Origin of the sequence: Microbispora sp. GKU 823 (assembly GCF_002027145.1) — a bacterium.
GTDB classification, from domain to species: Bacteria; Actinomycetota; Actinomycetes; order Streptosporangiales; family Streptosporangiaceae; genus Microbispora; species Microbispora siamensis.
In genome coordinates, this window is record NZ_MWJN01000016.1 from 95,144 (window position 1) to 114,136 (window position 18,993).

Annotated in this window: 19 protein-coding genes; 12 read left to right on the plus strand and 7 right to left on the minus strand. The window is 71.7% G+C overall.

Going from position 1 to position 18,993, the window contains the following annotated elements; translation table 11 throughout:
* Positions 1 to 101 precede the first annotated feature (101 nt).
* Positions 102 to 608 carry an anthrone oxygenase family protein gene (locus B1L11_RS11605; protein ID WP_079314472.1) on the minus strand — a complete coding sequence of 169 codons (507 nt, stop codon included), beginning with the start codon at positions 606 to 608 and terminating at the stop codon, positions 102 to 104.
* A 141-nt stretch (positions 609 to 749) separates the two neighbouring features.
* Here B1L11_RS11605 and B1L11_RS11610 point away from each other — a divergent pair, with 141 nt between their 5' ends.
* The 6 genes from B1L11_RS11610 (at position 750) to B1L11_RS11635 (ending at position 7,542) form a co-directional block, all read left to right on the plus strand.
* On the plus strand, positions 750 to 1,697 hold the full coding sequence (locus B1L11_RS11610; protein ID WP_079314473.1) for an AraC family transcriptional regulator: 948 nt from the start codon (positions 750 to 752) through the stop codon (positions 1,695 to 1,697).
* Positions 1,698 to 1,917: 220 nt separating this feature from the next.
* A complete protein-coding gene (locus B1L11_RS11615; RefSeq protein WP_079314474.1) occupies positions 1,918 to 3,219 on the plus strand; it encodes an ABC transporter substrate-binding protein in 1,302 nt (433 codons plus the stop codon).
* Between the two features lie 72 nt (positions 3,220 to 3,291).
* The gene (locus B1L11_RS11620) at positions 3,292 to 4,341 is read left to right on the plus strand and encodes a carbohydrate ABC transporter permease (RefSeq protein ID WP_079314475.1); all 1,050 of its coding nucleotides are present in this window, start codon (positions 3,292 to 3,294) and stop codon (positions 4,339 to 4,341) included.
* Complete coding sequence (locus B1L11_RS11625; RefSeq protein WP_079314476.1) at positions 4,334 to 5,158, plus strand: carbohydrate ABC transporter permease; 825 nt, start codon at positions 4,334 to 4,336, stop codon at positions 5,156 to 5,158. Before B1L11_RS11620 ends, B1L11_RS11625 begins: the two co-directional genes overlap by 8 nt.
* Positions 5,155 to 6,546: a GH1 family beta-glucosidase gene (locus tag B1L11_RS11630; protein WP_079314477.1), complete on the plus strand. Its 1,392-nt coding sequence runs from the start codon at positions 5,155 to 5,157 to the stop codon at positions 6,544 to 6,546. The genes B1L11_RS11625 and B1L11_RS11630 overlap by 4 nt, the downstream gene beginning before the upstream one ends.
* Entirely contained in the window at positions 6,547 to 7,542 is a 996-nt protein-coding gene (locus B1L11_RS11635; protein WP_079314478.1) for a LacI family DNA-binding transcriptional regulator, read from the plus strand.
* A gap of 13 nt (positions 7,543 to 7,555) precedes the next feature.
* Here the strand turns inward: B1L11_RS11635 and B1L11_RS11640 are convergent, their stop codons facing one another.
* Entirely contained in the window at positions 7,556 to 7,894 is a 339-nt protein-coding gene (locus B1L11_RS11640) for a rhodanese-like domain-containing protein (RefSeq protein ID WP_079314479.1), read from the minus strand.
* 36 nt (positions 7,895 to 7,930) lie between these two features.
* On the opposite strand from B1L11_RS11640, the gene B1L11_RS11645 reads away from it, so the two are divergent.
* Both B1L11_RS11645 and B1L11_RS11650 read left to right on the plus strand, forming a co-directional pair.
* Positions 7,931 to 8,581, plus strand: coding sequence for a TetR/AcrR family transcriptional regulator (locus B1L11_RS11645; protein WP_179155089.1), 651 nt, complete (start codon positions 7,931 to 7,933; stop codon positions 8,579 to 8,581).
* A 273-nt stretch (positions 8,582 to 8,854) separates the two neighbouring features.
* Positions 8,855 to 9,487 carry a hypothetical protein gene (locus tag B1L11_RS11650; protein WP_079314480.1) on the plus strand — a complete coding sequence of 211 codons (633 nt, stop codon included), beginning with the start codon at positions 8,855 to 8,857 and terminating at the stop codon, positions 9,485 to 9,487.
* Between the two features lie 92 nt (positions 9,488 to 9,579).
* Here B1L11_RS11650 and B1L11_RS11655 read toward each other — a convergent pair whose 3' ends face one another.
* From B1L11_RS11655 to B1L11_RS11665, 3 genes are read right to left on the minus strand one after another with little or no spacing between them, the layout of a single operon-like run.
* Positions 9,580 to 10,776 (minus strand): hypothetical protein, encoded by a 1,197-nt coding sequence (locus tag B1L11_RS11655; protein ID WP_079314481.1) that lies wholly within the window; start codon positions 10,774 to 10,776, stop codon positions 9,580 to 9,582.
* Between the two features lie 2 nt (positions 10,777 to 10,778).
* The gene (locus tag B1L11_RS11660) at positions 10,779 to 11,165 is read right to left on the minus strand and encodes a Rid family detoxifying hydrolase (RefSeq protein WP_079314482.1); all 387 of its coding nucleotides are present in this window, start codon (positions 11,163 to 11,165) and stop codon (positions 10,779 to 10,781) included.
* 13 nt (positions 11,166 to 11,178) lie between these two features.
* Positions 11,179 to 12,429, minus strand: coding sequence for an alanine racemase (locus B1L11_RS11665; RefSeq protein ID WP_256862433.1), 1,251 nt, complete (start codon positions 12,427 to 12,429; stop codon positions 11,179 to 11,181).
* A 190-nt stretch (positions 12,430 to 12,619) separates the two neighbouring features.
* On the opposite strand from B1L11_RS11665, the gene B1L11_RS11670 reads away from it, so the two are divergent.
* Together B1L11_RS11670 and B1L11_RS11675 are read left to right on the plus strand one after the other, a co-directional pair.
* Positions 12,620 to 12,895, plus strand: coding sequence for a tetratricopeptide repeat protein (locus tag B1L11_RS11670; RefSeq protein WP_079314483.1), 276 nt, complete (start codon positions 12,620 to 12,622; stop codon positions 12,893 to 12,895).
* A 111-nt stretch (positions 12,896 to 13,006) separates the two neighbouring features.
* Positions 13,007 to 13,873 carry an alpha/beta fold hydrolase gene (locus B1L11_RS11675; RefSeq protein ID WP_079314484.1) on the plus strand — a complete coding sequence of 289 codons (867 nt, stop codon included), beginning with the start codon at positions 13,007 to 13,009 and terminating at the stop codon, positions 13,871 to 13,873.
* Here B1L11_RS11675 and B1L11_RS11680 read toward each other — a convergent pair.
* Positions 13,845 to 15,329 (minus strand): nitrilase-related carbon-nitrogen hydrolase, encoded by a 1,485-nt coding sequence (locus B1L11_RS11680; protein WP_179155090.1) that lies wholly within the window; start codon positions 15,327 to 15,329, stop codon positions 13,845 to 13,847. The genes B1L11_RS11675 and B1L11_RS11680 overlap by 29 nt on opposite strands.
* A 230-nt stretch (positions 15,330 to 15,559) precedes the next feature.
* Here B1L11_RS11680 and B1L11_RS11685 point away from each other — a divergent pair, with 230 nt between their 5' ends.
* Positions 15,560 to 16,690, plus strand: a complete 1,131-nt coding sequence (locus B1L11_RS11685) for a sensor histidine kinase (protein ID WP_079314486.1) — start codon at positions 15,560 to 15,562, stop codon at positions 16,688 to 16,690.
* 4 nt (positions 16,691 to 16,694) lie between these two features.
* Positions 16,695 to 17,375 carry a response regulator transcription factor gene (locus B1L11_RS11690; RefSeq protein ID WP_079314487.1) on the plus strand — a complete coding sequence of 227 codons (681 nt, stop codon included), beginning with the start codon at positions 16,695 to 16,697 and terminating at the stop codon, positions 17,373 to 17,375.
* 31 nt (positions 17,376 to 17,406) lie between these two features.
* Here the strand turns inward: B1L11_RS11690 and B1L11_RS11695 are convergent, their stop codons facing one another.
* Positions 17,407 to 18,849: an amidohydrolase family protein gene (locus B1L11_RS11695; protein ID WP_079314488.1), complete on the minus strand. Its 1,443-nt coding sequence runs from the start codon at positions 18,847 to 18,849 to the stop codon at positions 17,407 to 17,409.
* Positions 18,850 to 18,993: the final 144 nt, after the last annotated feature.

Genomic DNA, 18,993 nt, shown 5'->3' on the forward strand with positions numbered 1-18,993 from the left:
GATCTGTGCAATCCAAGAGAGCGTTCTCTCGAAGACCCTAATGGTGGAAACATCGCTGCGAGAGCGCTCTCCAGTCCGTCGCGGTCCGGACCGGGACGGGGTCAGGAGCCCCGGCCCCAGCGGTGGACGCCGTAGCCCATCAGCAGCAGGCTCACTCCCCCGGCCACGGCGCGCCAGGTGTTCCAGGTGGTCCACCGGGCCGAGTAGTCCGACCAGATCCGGGCGGCGGCCTCGATCGGGTCGCCGTGTGCCGCCGCGGCGGCCAGGGCGTCGTTCATCGGCACGTTCACCGCGGCCGTGATCAGGATCACGCCCACGGCGTACACCGCGGCCGCCGCGAAGAACGGCCAGGCCGCGCCGGAGCGAGGGGTGGCCAGCAGCAGGGCGCCCGCCCCGGCGGCGGCGACCGGGGCGAGGACGAACGCCGCCAGGAACACCGGGTTCTGGATCTTGACGTTGATAGCGTTCATCGCGGCGATCGCCGAGGGGGCCGACGCCGCGTTGAGGCCCGGCATGACCCCGACCGAGAACCCGAAGAAGGTGCCCGCCATCCCGGCGGTCATGAGCATGGACACGGCTGCCGCGACGGCGGCCAGGAGGTACGTCATGACGCCCTCGCCGCGGCGCGGGCGCCGATGGTGACCAGGATCTGCGCTGTCGTCATCATGGCGATCAGTCAACCGGCGGAGGGCTCCGGGCGACATCGCCGAGACGCTCGACCGCATATCCGGCCGTCTACGATTCCGGGCATGGACGCGCTGGCCGACCTCCTCGACGGGCCCAGGGCGCGGGGGGCCTTCCTGCTGCGGGCGACGCTGAGCCCGCCCTGGTCGGTGCGGATCCAGGACGAGGCGCCACTGTGCCTGGTCGCGATGGTGCGCGACGAGGCGTGGATCACCGCGGACGAGGACCGGGCCGTACGGGTGGGGCCCGGGGACGTGGCGGTCGTACGCGGTCCCGCTCACTACACGGTCGCCGACGACCCGGCGACCGCCCCGCAGGTCGTGATCCACCCCGGGCAGGTCTGCACCACGCCGGACGGCCGCGGCCTGTCGGCGGAGATGGACCTGGGCACACGCAACTGGGGCAACGACCCGGACGGCTCGGCCGTGATGCTCATCGGCACCTACCAGATGCGCGGCGCGGTCACCCAGCGGCTGCTGGCGGCGCTGCCCACGCTGCTGGTGCTGCGCGGCGACTCCTGGGACGGCTCCCTCGTCACGCTGCTCGGCCGGGAGATCGGCAAGGACGAACCGGGCCAGGAGGTGGTGCTCGACCGCCTGCTGGACCTGCTGCTGATCGCCGTGCTGCGGACCTGGTTCTCCCGCCCCGACGCCCAGGCCCCGGGCTGGTATCGGGCGCACGGCGACCCGGTGGTGGGGCCGGCGCTGCGGATGTTGCACGCCGACCCGGCCCACCCGTGGACGGTCGCCGAGCTGGCGGGCCGGACAGGGGTCTCCCGCGCCGCACTGGCACAGCGGTTCGCGAAACTGGTCGGCGAGCCGCCGATGGCCTACCTGACCGGGCTCCGGCTGGCGCAGGCGGCCGACCTGCTGCGTGAGACGGACGCGACGCTGGAGACCGTGGCCCGGCGAGTCGGCTACGGCACCGCCTTCGCGCTGAGCTCGGCCTTCAAGCGGGAGCGCGGCGTGAGCCCGCAGCGGTATCGGGAGGGCCTGAACCCCTCGGCCGGCTGAAGCACGGTCACAACGACCGCCCGGCTACACGAACATGCAGGCACGGCACTCCCATGCTGCGCCGATAGCCGTGGGAGCGCTCTCACCAGCGATGACGGCATTTCGAGATAACGGGAATCGTTACAGATCAGCCACTTGACGGCCTCACTACCGACTCCCACTCTTGTGCGAGAGCGCTCTCTTCAAGATCGATTTCATATGCGGAACCCAAGGAGGGTTCATGGGCACTCCCCACGCGGGCCGCCGGATCGTCCGGTTCGTCGCCCCCATGCTCGCCGCCTCCCTGCTCACCCTCACGGCGTGCGGCGGGGGCGGATCCGACACCAAGACCGGCGGCGGCCAGTCCACGGAGAAGATCAAGCTCAGCGTCGGGCTCTTCGGCGACTTCGGCTTCAAGCCGCTCTACGAGGAGTTCAAGAAGACGCACCCCAACGTCGAGATCGAGGAGCGCCAGGCGGCGTACGCCGACCACCACACCAACCTCGCCGCGCACCTCGCCACCGGGGCGGGCGCCGCGGATGTCGAGGCGATCGAGGTGGGCTACATCAGCCAGTTCACCTCGCAGCCCGACAAGTTCTACGACCTGAAGCAGTACGGCCTCGACAAGCGCCAGGGCGAGTACCTCGACTGGAAGTGGCAGCAGGGCCTCGCCCCGAGCGGCGCCCTCATCGGTCTCGGCACCGACGTCGGCGGCCTGGCCATGTGCTACCGCACCGACCTGTTCGAGAAGGCCGGCCTGCCGAGCAAGCGCGACGAGGTGTCGGCCCTGTGGCCCACCTGGGAGCAGTACATCGAGACCGGCAGGAAGTTCGCCGCCAAGGCGCCCAAGGACGCCAAGTTCTTCGACAGCCCCGGCGAGATCTTCCGGGCCATCATCGCCCAGGCCCCGGTGGGCGTGTACGACGCGCAGGACAACATCGTCGTCGCCACCAACCCCGACGTGAAGAAGGCGTGGGACCTGTCGGTCCAGATGATCGACGCCGGCCTGTCCGCCAAGATCGGCGCGTTCACGCCCGAGTGGAACACCGGCTTCGCCAAGGGCTCGTTCGCGACCGTGATCTGCCCCGCGTGGATGACCGCCTACATCCAGGACCAGGCCAAGAACGCGGCCGGCAAGTGGGACATCGCCACCGTCCCCGGCGGCGCGGGCAACTCCGGCGGCTCGCACCTCACCGTGCCCAAGCAGAGCAAGCACCCGAAGGAGGCCGCCGAGCTGATCGACTTCCTGACCTCGGCGCAGACCCAGGCAGCGGTGTTCAAGGCGATCGGCAACTTCCCGTCGATCCCCTCGCTGTACGACCAGCCGGACATCCAGAACTTCACGAAGGACTTCTTCAACGACGCCCCCGTCGGCAAGATCTACTCCGACGCCGCGAAGAACCTCAAGCCGCAGCACCTCGGCCCCCGCGAGGGCGACGTGCGCACGGCCATCGGCAACGGCATCGGCCGGGTCGAGCAGGGCAAGCAGTCGCCCGACGAGGCGTGGGCCCAGGTCCTCAAGGACGTGGAAGGCATCAAGTAGTCCGTCGCAGGCAGGGCCCCCCGGACGATCCGCGCGATCCGCTGCGGGGCCCTGCCCAGAGGAGGATCTCCCATGGCATCACCCCCGGGCGGGTCCCTGCGGACCGTGGCGCCCTCCCCCGGCGGCCCCCCGTCCGCGCAGTCATCCCTTGACGGCCCTGCGGGCCTGGGCCCGCCGGCGCGCACGCGAGCGGCGTCGGGCTGGCGCTCCCGCCTGCACCGGCTGGACCGGCAGGCCTCGCCGTACGCGTACGTCGCGCCGTTCTTCCTGCTCTTCGCGGCCTTCGGCGTCTTCCCGCTCATCTATACGGCCTGGGTGTCGCTGCACGACTGGAACCTGCTGAGCAGCGACAACCCGTTCATCGGCCTGGACAACTACAAGGCGCTGTTCGCCGACGGCTACTTCTGGAACGCGGCGTTCAACACGCTGTCGATCGGCGTCCTGTCCGCGGTGCCGCAGTTGCTGCTCGCGCTCGTGCTGGCACACCTGCTGAACCGGCCGCTGCGGGCACAGACGCTGTTCCGCATCACGCTCCTGCTGCCCAACGTGACCAGCGTCGTGGCCGTGGTGGTCATCTTCAGCCAGCTCTTCGGGCGCGACTTCGGGCTGATCAACCTGGTGCTCGAATGGCTCGGGTTCGGCCGGATCAACTGGCAGGCGGGCGTGGCCACCTCGCACGTCGCCATCGCCGTGATGATCGTGTGGCGGTGGACCGGCTACAACGCGCTCATCTACCTCGCCGCCATGCAGGCCGTGCCGAAGGAGATCTACGAGGCGGCGACCCTCGACGGCGCGTCCAGCCTCAAGCAGCTGTGGGGCATCACGCTCCCGATGATCCGGCCGACCGTCATCTTCACCGTCATCGTCACCACGATCGGGTCGATGCAGATCATCGCCGAGCCGCTGCTGTTCGGCGCGCAGGTCAGCAACGGCGCGGCGGCCACGGGCGGCACCGACCGCCAGTTCCAGACCCTGGCCCTCTACCTGTACGAGAAGGGCTTCCGCAGCTTCGAGTTCGGCTACGCCTCGGCGGCGGCGTGGATGATGTTCCTGCTCGTGGTCGTGGTCGTGGCGTTCAACTATCTCGTCGTACGGCGCATGCGGGGAGGCCTCGATGCTTAGAGCGCTGCGCGGGCATCCGCTCACCTATCTCACCCTGGTGGCGGTGGCGTTCTTCTCGGCGTTCCCGGTCTACTGGAGTGTGATCGTCGCCTCGCACGACAACGCGGCGCTGGCCGAGGTGCCGCCGCCGCTGCTGCCCGGCGGCAACTTCTTCGCCAACGTGCAGCGGGTCTTCGACACCGCGCCGTTCGCGCTGGCGCTGCTCAACTCGTTCGTCGTGGCCGGGACGATCACGGTGTCGGTGATGTTCTTCTCCACCCTGGCCGGCTTCGCGTTCGCCAAGCTGCGCTTCCGCGGGCGCAACGTGCTCCTGCTGATGACCGTCGTGACGATGATGGTCCCGACGCAGCTCGGCATCATCCCGCTCTACATGCTGATGATCAAGCTGGAGTGGACCGGCACGATGTACGCCGTGATCGTCCCGGCGCTGGTCAACGCGTTCGGCGTGTTCTTCATGACGCAGTACCTGAGCCGCGCGCTGCCGACCGAGCTGCTGGAGGCGGGCCGGATCGACGGGTGCAGCACGGCCCGGCTGTTCTGGCACGTCGTGCTCCCGGCCGCGCGGCCCGCGGCGGCGGTGCTCGGCATGCTCACGTTCATGACGGCCTGGAACGACTACTTCTGGCCATTGGTGGTCCTCACCCCGGACAATCCCACTGTGCAGGTCGCGCTGTCGCAGCTCGCCAGCGGCTACGTGCGGGACTTCACGCTCGGCCTCACGGGCACGGCGGTGGCGACCCTGCCGCTGGTGCTCATCTTCGTCCTGCTCGGCAAACAGATCATCGGAGGCATCATGCAGGGAGCTGTTAAGGGATGACGGCGACGACCATGGCATCTCGGGGGACCGGATCGTCGAAGATGGTCTTCCCTGACGGCTTCGTCTGGGGCGCCGCCACGGCGGCCTACCAGATCGAGGGCGCCGCCGCCGAGGACGGCAGGGGCCCCTCGATCTGGGACACCTTCTCCAGCGTCCCGGGCAACGTGGCCGACGGCCACACCGGTGACGTCGCCTGCGACCACTACCACCGCTACGCCGAGGACGTACGGCTCATGGCCGGCCTGGGTCTGGCGGCCTACCGGTTCTCCGTGGCCTGGCCGCGGATCCTGCCCACCGGGGCGGGGCAGGTGAACGCCGCCGGCCTCGGCTTCTACGACCGGCTGGTGGACGAGTTGCTCGCCCACGGCATCACGCCCTACCCCACGCTGTACCACTGGGACCTGCCGCAGGCGCTGGAGGACGCCGGCGGCTGGGCCGTACGGGACACCGCCGCGCGCTTCGCCGACTTCGCCGCCGTCGTGCACGAGCGGCTCGGCGACCGCGTCCGCACCTGGACGACGCTGAACGAGCCGTGGGTGGCCGCCTTCCTCGGCTACTGCTCCGGGGTCCACGCCCCGGGCAGGCGCGACCCGGCCGCCGCGTTCCGCGCCGCCCACCATCTGCTGCTCGGCCACGGGCTGGCGGCGCAGGCGCTGCGCGCGGCCGGGGCCGCCGAGGTCGCGCTCACCCTCAACCTCGCGCCGGTCATCCAGACGGACGACGGCCACCAGGAGGCCGCGCGCGTGGACGCGCTGATGAACCGGCAGTTCCTCGACCCGGCGCTGCGGGGCCGCTACCCGGAGGACGTACTGGAGATCGCCGCCCGCCACGGCGGCCTGGACCACGTCAGGGACGGCGACCTGGCCGTCATCCACCAGCCGATCGACCTGCTCGGCATCAACTACTACAACCCGTCCTTCGTGTCGGCCGCGCCCGGTGAGCCGGCCAACCTCGCCTTCCCCGGCACCGAGGGCATCCGGTTCGAGCCGCCGACCGGCCCGACGACCGCGATGGACTGGCCCATCGAGCCGTCCGGCCTGGAGACCCTGCTCGTACGGCTGTCGCGCGACTATCCCGAGGTCGGGCTGCTCGTCACGGAGAACGGCGCGGCCTTCGACGACCACCTCACCGGTGACGAGGTACACGACAAGGACCGCATCGCCTACCTCGACGGCCACCTGCGGGCGGCGCACGCCGCGATCTCCGCCGGTGCGGACCTGAGGGGTTATCTCGTATGGTCGCTCCTGGACAACTTCGAGTGGGCTTTCGGCTACCACAAGAGGTTCGGCATCGTGTACGTCGACTTCGAAACCCAGCGACGCGTTCCCAAGGACAGCGCGCTGTGGTATCGAGACGTCATCAAACGCAATGGGTTTATGGGGGAATGAATGAAACGACCCACTCTGGAGGCGGTGGCGGCGCGGGCAGGGGTCTCCCGCGCCACCGTCTCCCGGGTCGTCAACGGGCAGATGACGGTGACACCGCAGATCAGGGATGCCGTGATGCGCGCCGTGGACGAGCTGGGATACGTCCCCAACTCGGCGGCGCGCAGTCTCGTCACCCAGCGGACCGACTCGATCGCGCTGGTCGTGTCGGAGCCGCCGACCAGGGTCTTCTCCGAGGACCCGATGTTCTCCACGGTCATCCGCTCGGCCAGCCTGGAGCTCGAGGCCGCCGACAAGCAGGTCGTGCTCATGCTCGGCGGCTCGGCCCAGAGCCACGCGAGGATCGAGCGCTACATCGCCAGCGGCCACGTCGACGGGGTCATGCTGATCTCGATGCACGGCGCCGACCCGCTGCCCTCCGCCATCGCGCGGATGGGCGTCCCCGTCGTCTCGTACGGCAGGCCGGCCGTGCCGGTGCCCCTGCCGTACGTGGACAACGACAACGTGGGCGGCGCGGTGAAGGCGGTGCGCCACCTGCTGGACAGCGGGCGGCGGCGCATCGCCACGATCGCCGGGCCGCAGGACATGATCGGCGGCCAGGACCGGCTCAAGGGCTACCGCGACGCGCTGCGCGAGTCCGACCGGCGGTCGATCGTCGCCGTCGGGGACTTCACCCGCGAGTCCGGCGCCGTCGCCATGCGCCACCTGCTGCAGGACGACCCGGACCTGGACGCCGTCTTCGTCGCCAACGACCTCATGGCCATCGGGGCGCTGCAGACCCTGCGCCAGGCGGGCCGCCGGGTGCCGGACGACGTGGCGGTCGTCGGGTTCGACGACATCGAGGCGGCCCGCTACACCGAGCCCCCGCTGACCACGATCAGGCACCCGATCATCGAGCAGGCCGCCGCGATGGTCCGGCTGCTGCTGGGCCTGTTCAAGGACGGCCCGGCCGACCCGGTGATCCTCCCCACCGAGCTCGTCGTCCGGGGCTCCGCCTGAACGGCCGGGGCGATCAGGACGCCGTGGTCAGCGACTCGACCGGCAGACCGGCCTCGACCCAGTCCTGAATGCCCTCCCGATACTTGCGCACGTCGGTGTATCCGAGCGCGGTCAGCCGGTTGGCCACGGCCTGGCTGTTGGGGCAGGAGGGGTTCGAGCAGTAGGTGACGATCGCGGCGTTCTTGTCCGGCAGCAGTTCGGCGGCCCGATCGGCGACCTCGGCCTCCGTCAGCGGGATCGCTCCCGGAAGGTGCTGCTGCGCGTAGTAGTCGCCGCCCAGCGCGTCGACGACGGTGACGGTCCCGGCGTCGATGGCGGCCTTGAGCTCGTCCCTGCTGATGAGAGCGGTCATTGCGTCCTCCAAGTAACTGGACTACAGTCCGGTTGTGTGAACAGCTCGAAAACTACCGGACCGCAGTCCGGTTCGTCAAGGGATCTCGTCTCCCTGCTGGGAGACCCACCTCGTGAACGCGCGGACGCGGCCCGTAACCGGCGGCGGGTGCTGGAGGCGGCGGCGAAGCTGTTCCGGGAGCACGGCGTCGAAGCCGTTTCGATGGACGCGGTGGCGGCGGAGGCCGGGGTGGGCAAGGGCACGCTCTTCCGCCGGTTCGGGGACAAGTCGGGTCTCGTGGCGGCCCTGCTCGACGACAAGGAACGGGAACTGCAGGAGCGGATCCTGTCCGGGCCGCCGCCGCTGGGGCCCGGCGCCTCACCCGGCGATCGGGTGCGGGCGTTCGTCGAGGCCTACGCCGGCTACCTCTTCGAACACCTCGATCTGCTGCGCGTCTCCGAGACCGCCAGCACCGGCGCCCGGTATCGGATCGGCTCCTACCGTTTCTGGCACCGCCACCTGGCGATCCTGCTGGCCGAGGCGCGCCCCGGCGCGGACGCCGACTATCTCGCGCACGCGCTGCTCGCCCCGCTGGCCGCCGAGCACGTCACCGCCGTGCTGCGCGAGTGCGACACCGCGCGGGTCGCCGCAGGTCTGGCCGTCCTCACGGACGCCCTGGTCCAGCCGGAACAGACCCACCGGCCGTGACACCCGGCGCACCGGCCGCCGCTCACAGCCGCGGCCAGGCGAGAGCCGTACGGCCGTGCAGGAGATCGGCGACGAACCCGGCCGACACGACGCCGCAAGACCCCACAGCGACAAGCAGAAAGCACCCAGCGGCGGACTGCTCGGAGTTGACCCGCGCGGCGAGACGCCTATGGCACCCTTGCTCACACAAAGCTGTGCCCCGGCTGCATACCGTAGCAGAGGCAACACCGGGGCTTATGTCACTCACAGTAGCACAGGGAGCACGCGCACGAAATGGAAGAGACCGAGGCCGCACGGCTGCGGGAGGTGCTGTCGGTCGCTCGTATCGCCGAGTACGAGGCACGGTGCGACGGACAGACCATGGCTGCGCTGCGCCTGCACTGCTGGAACACGGAGATCTGCGCGGCATTTTACGGCCCACTGCAGTACCTGGAGGTCGCGCTGCGCAGCGTCCTCAGCCGTGAATTGGTGAGGCTGTTCCAGCGGGCCGACTGGTGGGAGGATGCCGACCTGCACTTCGGTGCCCAGCGCAAGATCAGCGAGGCCCGTGATCAACTGCGCAGGCAAGGCCGTACGGCCACCCCCGACCAGATTGAGAACGAACTGCCCTTCGGCTTCTGGGCCTCCCTGCTCGGCCCCGGCAACAATTACGACCAACGCCTGTGGCGTACGGCCCTGCACCGGGCATTCCCGGGGTACCGAGGCGGGCGCAGGGAACTGCACCGCAATCTCGACCACCTACGCGTGCTGCGCAACAAAATCGCTCATCACTGCCCGATCTACCACCGCCATCTGCAGGCCGATCACCACACCATCCTGCAGTGCCTCGGCTACATTGACGCCGGCCTCGCCGGCTGGGTCGACCGCTACAGCCGCGTACCCGGCGTTCTCGCCTGCCGACCATAACTCTCCGGTACGTATCGTCGGCACCGAGAAGATGCCGGTGGCGTCAGGGCCGGCGGACGGGTGTCGGCCCGTCGAGAACCTCGATTCCGGCTTCAGACGAGCGCCTCGGTGATGCGGCCGAGCGCCTCGAAGGGCGCCAGGCCGTACGCGTAGAAGTCGGCGGCCCCGGCCCCCGCCGTACGGGCCGCGCGGACCTTGGCGGCCAGCCGCTCGGCGGAGTCGGTGTCCGGGGCGCCCGGGCGCAGCACGACCCTCAGCTCGGGGTTCTTGCCCACCGAACGCCGGTAGGCCGCGACGTCGTCGGCCACCCGGGCGGGGTCCCTGGCGTATCCGAGGACCGCGAACGACGGGACCAGGTCGCCGAGCGCCACCAGGTCGATCCCGAGCTGCCAGGAGTCGTGCGCGGCCAGCCCGGCCGAGGGCAGCCCGTGGGCGTAGCCCTTGGCCGCGCCCGTCGCGTCCATGAACGTCAGCCGCGCGCCTTCCGCCGTCACCGCCGCCGCGACCTCCCCCACCAGCGACGTGACGCTCTCGGAGCGGGCCCGCGCGTACGCCACCGCCTCGGGACCGGCGTAGGCCGTCAGCGCCGCCCGCGTGACCTCACCCTCGGCGGGGGGATCGCCGTCGAGCACGCCCCCGACGATCCTGGCGCACTCCTGCCTGGCCACCTCGGCGTTCACCCCGAGGTCGGCGGCCCGGCGCATGCAGTGGGCACAGAAGCACAGGCCGAACAGGAAGGCGTCCATGGGGCCGAGCGCCACCTGGCACCGCTCGTACGCGAAGGCCCCGAAGTGCAGCGATTCGGCCACGACCGTGTCCACTCCCTGCCGGGCGACGGCCCGGGCCAGGGCCACCGCGTACGCCCGTACGTCGGGGTGCGAGGGGCACAGGTCGGCCGGGGAGCCGTGGTCGCCGAAGCAGTTCTCCACCGTCACGTCGGGGTGGGCCAGGCCGAGGGTGGCGTTGTGCAGGAAGACCGTCCAGCCGTGCAGCCGCATCCCCCGGTCGGCGCAGGCCCGGCGGAACTCGTCGAGCGGCCGGTCCTCCGCCCCGGGCTGCACGGGCGGGGTCAGGCGCAGCCCGCCGAACAGGTCGTCCGGCGGGGGGAAGTGGACGCCGTCACGGCGCAGCGTCAGCCGCGACGCCCCGTGCGGGGTCACGTCCCTGGCCTGGCGATAGGCCGCGGCCACCGCGACGCCTCGCACGCCGTACGCCGAGGCCCGGTCGAGCAGCCCTCGCACGCCCTCGGCGCGCAGGTCCTCGACGAAGACGTACAGGGCGCTGTCCATCGTCAGCGGCCCGCGTACGCCACGAAGTCGATCTCGACGAGGATGTCCATGAGATCGGAGCCCACGGTGGTGCGCACCGGGTAGGGCCGGGTGAAGTAGGACTGGTAGACCTCGTTGAACGCGGCGAAGTCCTCCTTCAGGTTCTGCAGGTGGACCGTCGCCTTCACCACGTCGTCGAACGTCAGGCCGTGGGCCTCCAGCACCGCCCCGAGGTTGCGCATCGTCCGATGCGTCTGGGCGGCCACGTCGTCGCCCACGACCTCGCCGGTCTCGGGGTCGAGCGGCCCCATTCCCGAGGTGTAGAGGAAGTCGCCCACCACGAGCCCCTGCGAGTAGGCGCCGATCGGCGCGGCCCCGGCGGTCGTACGGATCTCCTGCTTGCCAGCCATTGTCACCGCTCCATCAGAAACACGTATTGATCAAATCAACCACGATGTCGTCGTCGTCCACCACGGGGATGACGCGCCATTTGTCGAAGGCCGTACACGGATGGGACAGCCCGAACGCCACCAGGTCTCCCGGGCGCAGCCCGGCGTCGCCGCTGAGATAGGCGTGCTGGTCCTGCACCTTGACGACCGTCACCCCGGCCAGCGGCTCGGCCGGGCCCCGGCCGCCGCGCCGTACGGCCCTGGGGAACGGCAGGTGGATGTCGTACGGGACGTCCCGCTTGCCCATGCCGGCCAGCACGAGACCGGGCTCGGGCACGGACAGGACCTGGGCCCAGACCTCCAGCGCCGGGCGCAGCTCGCCCTCCAGCCGGTTGTACGGCGTGTGCTCCCGGTAGTAGCCGTCGTCGTGGGCGATGTAGGCGCCGCTGCGCAGCACCACGGTCGCGCCCAGCTCCCCGGTCAGCGGCGCGAGCTCCTCGGCCACCAGGTCGAACCACGAGCTGCCCCCGGCGGAGACCACCATGGAGCCGGCCACCTCCGGCGCGAGCGTCCGCGCCGCGCGGGCCAGGTCGCGCAGGAACCCGCGCACCTCGGCGGCCTCGTGGTGGGTCCCCTCGTATCCGGCGACCCCGGCCAGCTCGGTCCCCCTGGCCTCCCGCACCGCGCGGGCCACCGCCAGCAGCTCGTCCTGGCCGCGGCAGCCGGACCGGCCGCCCGGGTGGCCCAGCTCGACCAGCACGCGGAACGGCACGTCGCCGGCCATCTCGTCGAGCACGCGCACGCCCTCGACGGAGTCGGCGTAGCAGAGGAAGTCGAAGCGCCCGATCTCGCCGGCCAGCCAGCGCAGCGCGCCGCGGTCGAAGATCTCGTTGGCCAGCAGCACGCGGGGGACGCCGAAGGAGCGGTGGACGAGCACCTGGCCCGGCGTGGCGGCGGTGACCCCCCAGGCCCCGGCGTCGAGCTGGGCCCGCACGAGCTGCGGCGACATCGTGGTCTTGGCGTGCGGCGCGAAGGCCAGCCCGTGCCGGTCCGCGAAGCGGGCCAGCGTCGCGATGTTGTGGTCGAGGGCCGAGCGCCGCGCCGTCATCACCGGCCAGGTGAACGTGCCGTCGAACAGGGAGTGCCGGGCCTCGGCGAACTCACGGCCGCCGATCGGCTCGCCCGGCCACAGGAAACCCCGGGTACGCGCGTCGACGACGATCTCGGGGAGCCCTCGCGACAGGGGCTCTGTGCCGTCCTTTCGGGGGCCGTCCGCGAAACCCACGCCGCCCCCTCGCTGTCCCGGTTCAGACCACCTTGTGGATCGTACTGGACCACCACGGCGGGGGTAGACTCGCGACCTCGCACCGCGGTGATCACGAATGGAATCGGGATGAGCGGCGACGTACGACTCGAACGGGCCCGCCTTCCGGCGGTCGCATGAGCTCGCGGCGAGGGCCGGCGACAGGCTGACGATGTCCTACGCGCTCAGGCACCTGGGCATCGCGGAGCACAGGGCCGGACGGCTGGAGACGGCCCGGGAACGGCTGGAGGAGTCGGTGCGGCTGCGCCGGCAGCTCGGCTTCCATCCGGGTGTCGCCGCCAACCTGGTCGGGCTGGCCTACATCGCCGCCGCCGAGGACCGCAGGGACGACGCCCTGCGGCTGCTCGACGAGGCGGCCGCCCTCGCCGAGGAGAGCGGCGCTCTGGGCATCGCGCGGCACGTGGAACAGGCGCGTACGGCCCTGTGACCCCGGCCGGGTCGAATCGACGCCTCCGCCGATTCCGCGAATCGCCCTTCATTCGATGACACGTTCGAGATAGGGTTGGCCGCCTCACCCGCGTCGAAGAGGAGCGACTCCATGCCCGAGCCCAGGACGCACACCCTTGAGGTGCCCGGCTGCGTTCTCCACTACGACGTGCGCGAGGCCGAGGGAGCCACCGAGCCGATCCTGCTGCTGATCGGATCGCCGATGGGCGCCGCCGGGTTCGCCGCCCTGGCCAGGCACTTCCAGGACCGCACGGTGGTGACCTACGACCCGCGCGGGAGCGACCGGAGCACGCGGACCGACGGCGCCGCCGAGTCGACGCCCGATCTGCACGCCGACGACCTGCACCGCCTGATCGACGCGCTCGGAGGCGGGCCGGTGGACATCTTCGCCAGCAGCGGAGGCGCGGTCAACGGGCTCGCGCTCGTGGCCCGGCATCCGGAACAGGTGCGCACGCTCGTGGCGCACGAGCCGCCGGCCACCCAGGTGCTGCCGGACCGGGAGCAGGCGCTGGCCGCCGTGGCCGACATCCGGCGGACGTACGATCGGCAGGGTTTCGGCCCGGCGATGGTGAAGTTCATCGTGGTCGTCGGTCACCAGGGCGAGATCCCGGCGGACTTCGCCGATCAGCCCATGCCGAGCCCGGCCGAGTTCGGGCTGCCGGCGGAGGACGACGGTTCGCGTGGCGACGTGATGTTCGAGCAGAACCTCATGACCTGCACGCACTACGAGCCCGACTTCGACGCGCTCCGCGCGGCCCCGACCCGCGTCGTCGTCGGCGTCGGAGTCGAGTCGGAGGGCCAGATGGCCCGCCGCGCGGGCGAGGCGGTCGCCGAGCGGCTCGGCACCAAACCCGTGATCTTCCCCAGCAACCACGGTGGGTTCCTCGACGACACGTTCGGCACGCCGGGCGACCCGGACAACTTCGCCGTCACGCTGCGCCAGGTCCTGGCCGGATAGTTCCGGCCGGCGCACTCCGAGTGCGGGCCAGGAAGGCGACTGCGAGCACCAGCAGGAGCGCGCAGGCCCAGGCGAACCAGTCGCCGAACCTTGTGTAGGGCGTGTCGGCCGAGCGGGTGGGCAGCGTGGTGAGGGCGGACGCGAACGGCGCGTCCGCGCTGTGCGCCTCGGTCCGGATCCGGCCGTTGGCGTCGCTCACGACCAGGTCGCCGTTCCGCGCCGCGCGCGCCACGGTGAGCCCGGTCTCGACGCCCCGGGTGACCGCCATCCTCCCGTGCAGCCAGCGGTCCCGGTCGAAGTCCCAGGCGGGCACGAAGATCGTCGTGGCGCCGCTCCTGCGGTAGTCGCGCACCAGACCGGGCAGATCCAGGTCGAAACAGATCGCGATCCCCCAGCGGGAGCCCGAACCGGGCACGAAGGCCATACGGTCCCCGGGTTGGAAATCGCTTTCCAGTCCGGGGATGAGGTGGTGCTTGAAGTACTCGACCGGCCGGCTCCCGTCGGCGGGGAAGTCGATGGCAGCGTTGCGGAGGCTGCCGGACCGCTTGAGGACCAGCCCGGCGATGATGTCGACGTGGTGGTCGGCGGCGAGCCGCGCCAGCGGCTCCGCCAGGGCGGGCAGCGTCGCGTCGTCGGCGATGAAGACCTTCTCCGGCATGACCACGACCCGCGCGCCGCGTGCGGCGAGGCCCGGGATCCGCGCCGTGTACCGCCCGAGGAGGTCACGTCCCTCCGCCGAGGCGACCGGGACCCAGCCGTCCCGGTCGGCGACGAGCAGCGCCACCTTCTCCGAGCCCGAGCCCTCACCGTACGGCGCGCGCAGCCGCCAGGCGCCGTACCCCACCGCCAGGGCCAGGACGATCGCGGTGGTGACCGCCACCCGCAGCCGCCCGGCCGCCCCCGGTGCTGCGGGGGACGGTGCGAGGAGCGCGGCGGCGGCCGCGGGAACCACGAGGATCAGGAAGGTGATTCCCCACGGTCCGGTGACCGAGGCGGTCTGCAGGACCGGAAGGACGCCGGCCTGGGTGTAGGCCAGGCTCCACCATGCCCCGTTCGGTGACAGCACCGAGGTCGCGTACTCCACGGCGACCCAGGCCGCCGGCACGACGACGACCGCCGTCAGCGGACGTCCCCTCAGCATCAGCGCCCGTGACAACAGGGCGACCAGCCCGAACAGCAGGGCCGACCCGACGAGCATCGACACGACCATCGGCGGCGGGATCCGCACCGTGTCGAGGAAGTAGCCCCACATCGCCGTCTCACCGCCGAGCCACGCGGCCGACGCCGCGAGGAACGCGGCGCGGGCGCCGACATGGTGAGCCAGGACGAGCACCGGCAGCGGTGCGACCCAGGTGAGCCAGGGCACCGGCGTGAGCCCGGTGCCAAGGGTGAACAGCGTCGCGGACAGCACCGTGGCGACGAGCACCACGGCCAGACGCCGAATCGGTGAATTCATCGTGCAGCCTCCTTCTCCAGCCGCCCCGACCCTCCAGGCTCCGGCCCGGACGCACATCACCGGCGGGAACGATCCGGGTGCCGGTCGCAGGGACCGGGACCGCTCGGAGAGTCGGGGCAGCCGGTTTCACTCGAAGGAGTGAGACGGCCATCGGCCGGGCGGTGGAGGCGACGGCGGGTGCCGCGCGAATAGTCTTGCCGGGTTCCCTCCGACAACCCCCGGAGCCGGTCATGCGGGCGAGCATCCTCAGTGCGTCAAGGGCCGACGTCGCGATCGCCGCCGTCGTCACCGTGATGACGGTGACGCCCGTCCTCGTCCCGTACCGGCAGCCGTGGTGGGCCGTGACGCTCGCCGTCCTGATGTCGGTGCCCGTGCTGTGGCGGCGCCGCGCCGTTCTCCCCGTCGGGGCGGTCGTGGGCTGCGCCACGACGATCCTGGCGATCGCGGCGAAGTCGCTGCCGCACTCCGCGACTCTGCTGCTGCTGCCCTACGGCGTGCTCGTGTTCACCTACACGTTCGCGGCGGCGGATCTCTCCCGGGCGTGGCGCGCTGCGGGCATCGCGGGTCTCGCCGCCGGCGTGGCCGTGTCGCTCGTCGTCCCGCACGAGGATCTGGAGACCTACCGTTACCTCCTCACCGCGATCGTCGCCGCGTACGCCCTGGGCGTGGGCGCACGGGCCCGGCGGTCCGGCCGGGAGGCCGAACGGGAGCGCGAAGCCCGCATCCGCGAGGAACGCGCCGCCGCGGTCGCCCGCGAACGCACCCGGATCGCCCGCGACATGCACGACATCGTGACCCACTCGGTCGGCCTCATGGTGATCCAGGCGGAGACCGGCCCGCTGGTGGCGCGCGATCACCCGGAGAAGGCCGAGGCGGTCTTCGAGGCGATCGCCGAGGCCGGACGGGACGCGATCGGCCAGCTCCGCCTGATCCTCGGCGCGCTGCGCGGAAGCGAGGCACCCGGTGGTCCGGCTCCGGCCCGGGGGCCGCAGCCCGGGCTCGACGCCCTGCCCGGTCTGCTGGACAACGCCCGCCGGGCCGGCCTGGACGTCTCCGCCGACGTGCGTGGCGAGCCACGGCGCCTTCCCTCCGACGTGGACATCGCCGCGTACCGGATCATCCAGGAGGCGCTGACCAACACGATCCGGCATGCTGGAGCGAGCACCGTCCGCGTAGGGCTCCACTGGTCCGGTGACACCCTGGACGTCGAGGTCGCCGACGACGGCCGGGGCGGACGGGAGCTACGGGAAGGACACGGCATGATCGGGATGCGGGAGCGGGTCACGGCCTGCGGCGGCCGGCTTGCCGTCCGGCCGGGGAACCCGGGTCTGACCGTCACCGCGACCCTGCCGATCGGCTGACGGCATGCTGCGCGTACTCGTCGCCGACGACCAGGACCTGTTCCGCGGTGGCTTCGCGATGATCCTCAACGCCCACGACGACATCACCGTGGTCGGCGAGGCGGCCGACGGCGCCGAGGCCGTTGCCAAGGCGGTCGAACTGGCGCCGGACGTGGTGCTCATGGACATCCGGATGCCCGGCGTGGACGGCGTCGAGGCCACCGCGCGGGTGTGCCGCAGGACCGACGCGAAGGTGCTGGTCCTGACGATGTACGACGTCGACGAGTACGTCTACGACGCCCTGCGCGCCGGGGCCAGCGGCTTCCTGCTCAAGGACGTACGGCGGGACGACCTCGTACGCGCCGTCCGCCTGGTCGCCGAGGGGGAGTCGCTGCTGGCCCCTGCGATCACCCGGCGCCTGATCGCCGAGTTCGTCGGGCGTGGACGTGCCCGGCCCCGGCTGCGGCAGCGACTCGGTGAGCTGACCGACCGGGAGATGGACACGCTGCGGCTGCTCGCACGCGGCCGGTCCAACGCCGAGATCGCCGCTGATCTGGTGGTCACCGAGCACACGGTCAAGAGTCACGTGAGCAACCTGCTGACGAAACTGGACCTGCGCGACCGCGCGCAGGCCGTCGTCTTCGCGTACGAGTCCGGCCTGGTCGTCGCCGGAGACCAGGAGATGTCCCGCACCGATCGGCGATGACGACGCGGCGCCCACCCAGCCCCGATTGCCTTCAGGAGGGGCGGAGCGCGCGGCCGGGGGTGGCGCCGGTGAGCTCGCCGCCGCGCAACACCGGCACGCCGCCGACGAGCACGTCGTCCACGCCCACGGCGAGCGACCGGGGGTCCTCGTAGGTCGCGGTGTCTGCCACCGTGGCCGGGTCGACGACGACCAGGTCCGCGGCCTGACCAGGCCGTACGAGACCGCGGTCGGGCAGCCGGAAGCGGCGCGCCGGGTGTGAGGCCAGGTGCACGGCGGCCTGCTCCCAGGTGAGGTCGCCGAGTTCGCGCACGTGCCGGCCGAGGTAGCGGGCGAACGCGCCGAAGCCGCGCGGGTGCGGATGGCCGCCCACGTAGATGCCGTCGGAGCCGCCGGTGTGGCCGGGGTCGCGCATGACCGCGCGCACCGACTCCTCCCCCGCCGGGCCCTCGTCGGGGCGGGCCTGCACGCAGCCCGCCTGGAGCCGGGTCTTCACCAGCAGCACCCGGCAGAACTCGGCGGCCGTGGCGCCGTACTCGGCCGCGGCGGCGGGCAGGGTCATCCCCTCGGCCCACTCGAACCCTGGGGCGTGCGAGAGCGTGATGCGCGGCCACAGGTCGTCGCGTCCCGCCCACTCCTCGGCGAGGCGGTCACGCTCGGAGGACAGCATCGCCACGGCGCGGTCGGGGTCGGCGGCGGGCACCCACGGCGGCAGCGTCACCATCGCCAGGATCGTGCTGGACCGCAGGTAGGGATAGGTGTCGAAGGTCAGGTCGACGTCCCGCCGCCGGGCGTCCTCGACCAGCGGCAGCAGGGTGGAGGCCGGGCCGTGGAGGTGCGAGACGTGCACGGCCGCGCCGGACCGCCGGGCGATCTCCACGACCTCCGCCATCCCCACCGACGCGGACGCGCCGTACGCGCGCATGTGGGTCACGTACGGCAGGCCGTTCAGCGGCCGGCACAGGGCGGCGAGTTCGGCGGCGTCGGCGTACCGGCCGGGGGCGTACTCCAGCCCCGACGACAGTCCGGCCGCCCCTTCGGCCAGGCCCGTCTCGACCCTGCGGAGCATGGCCCGCGTCTCGTCCTCGTCCGCGGCCCGTTCCGCCGGGCCCATCACGTCGAACCGGATCGTCGCGTGCGGGAGCAGGTAGACGGTGTTGAGCGCGGTCCCGCCGTCGTATCCGGCGAGCAGTTCGGCGACGCTGACCGGCCCGTCCACGTGCGGGTGCGGGCCGTTGACCGCCGCGAAGTAGCGGCTCGCGTACGCGAAGGCGGCCGGGGACGTGGCCGGCGCGAACGACAGCCCGTCCTGTCCCAGCACGAACGTGGTGACCCCCTGCCGCAGCGCGGCGTGCTGCACGAGAGGGTCGAACACGGCCGCGTCGCCGTGGGCGTGGCAGTCGATCAGGCCCGGCAGCACGAGCTTGCCCGCCGCGTCGATCCGCACGTCCGCCTCGGCGGCGTCGAGGCGGCCCACCGCCTCGACCCCGCAGGTCCTTGTCGCACGTCAGAGTCCGTGTTGCGGCCCTTTATGTGGCTCCGTGCCTCAGGGGGGAGGGTGCTCAGGTGAGGGAGAGCTCCGACCAGCGCGGGCCCACGCCCGTCGACCCGTACGCGGCGC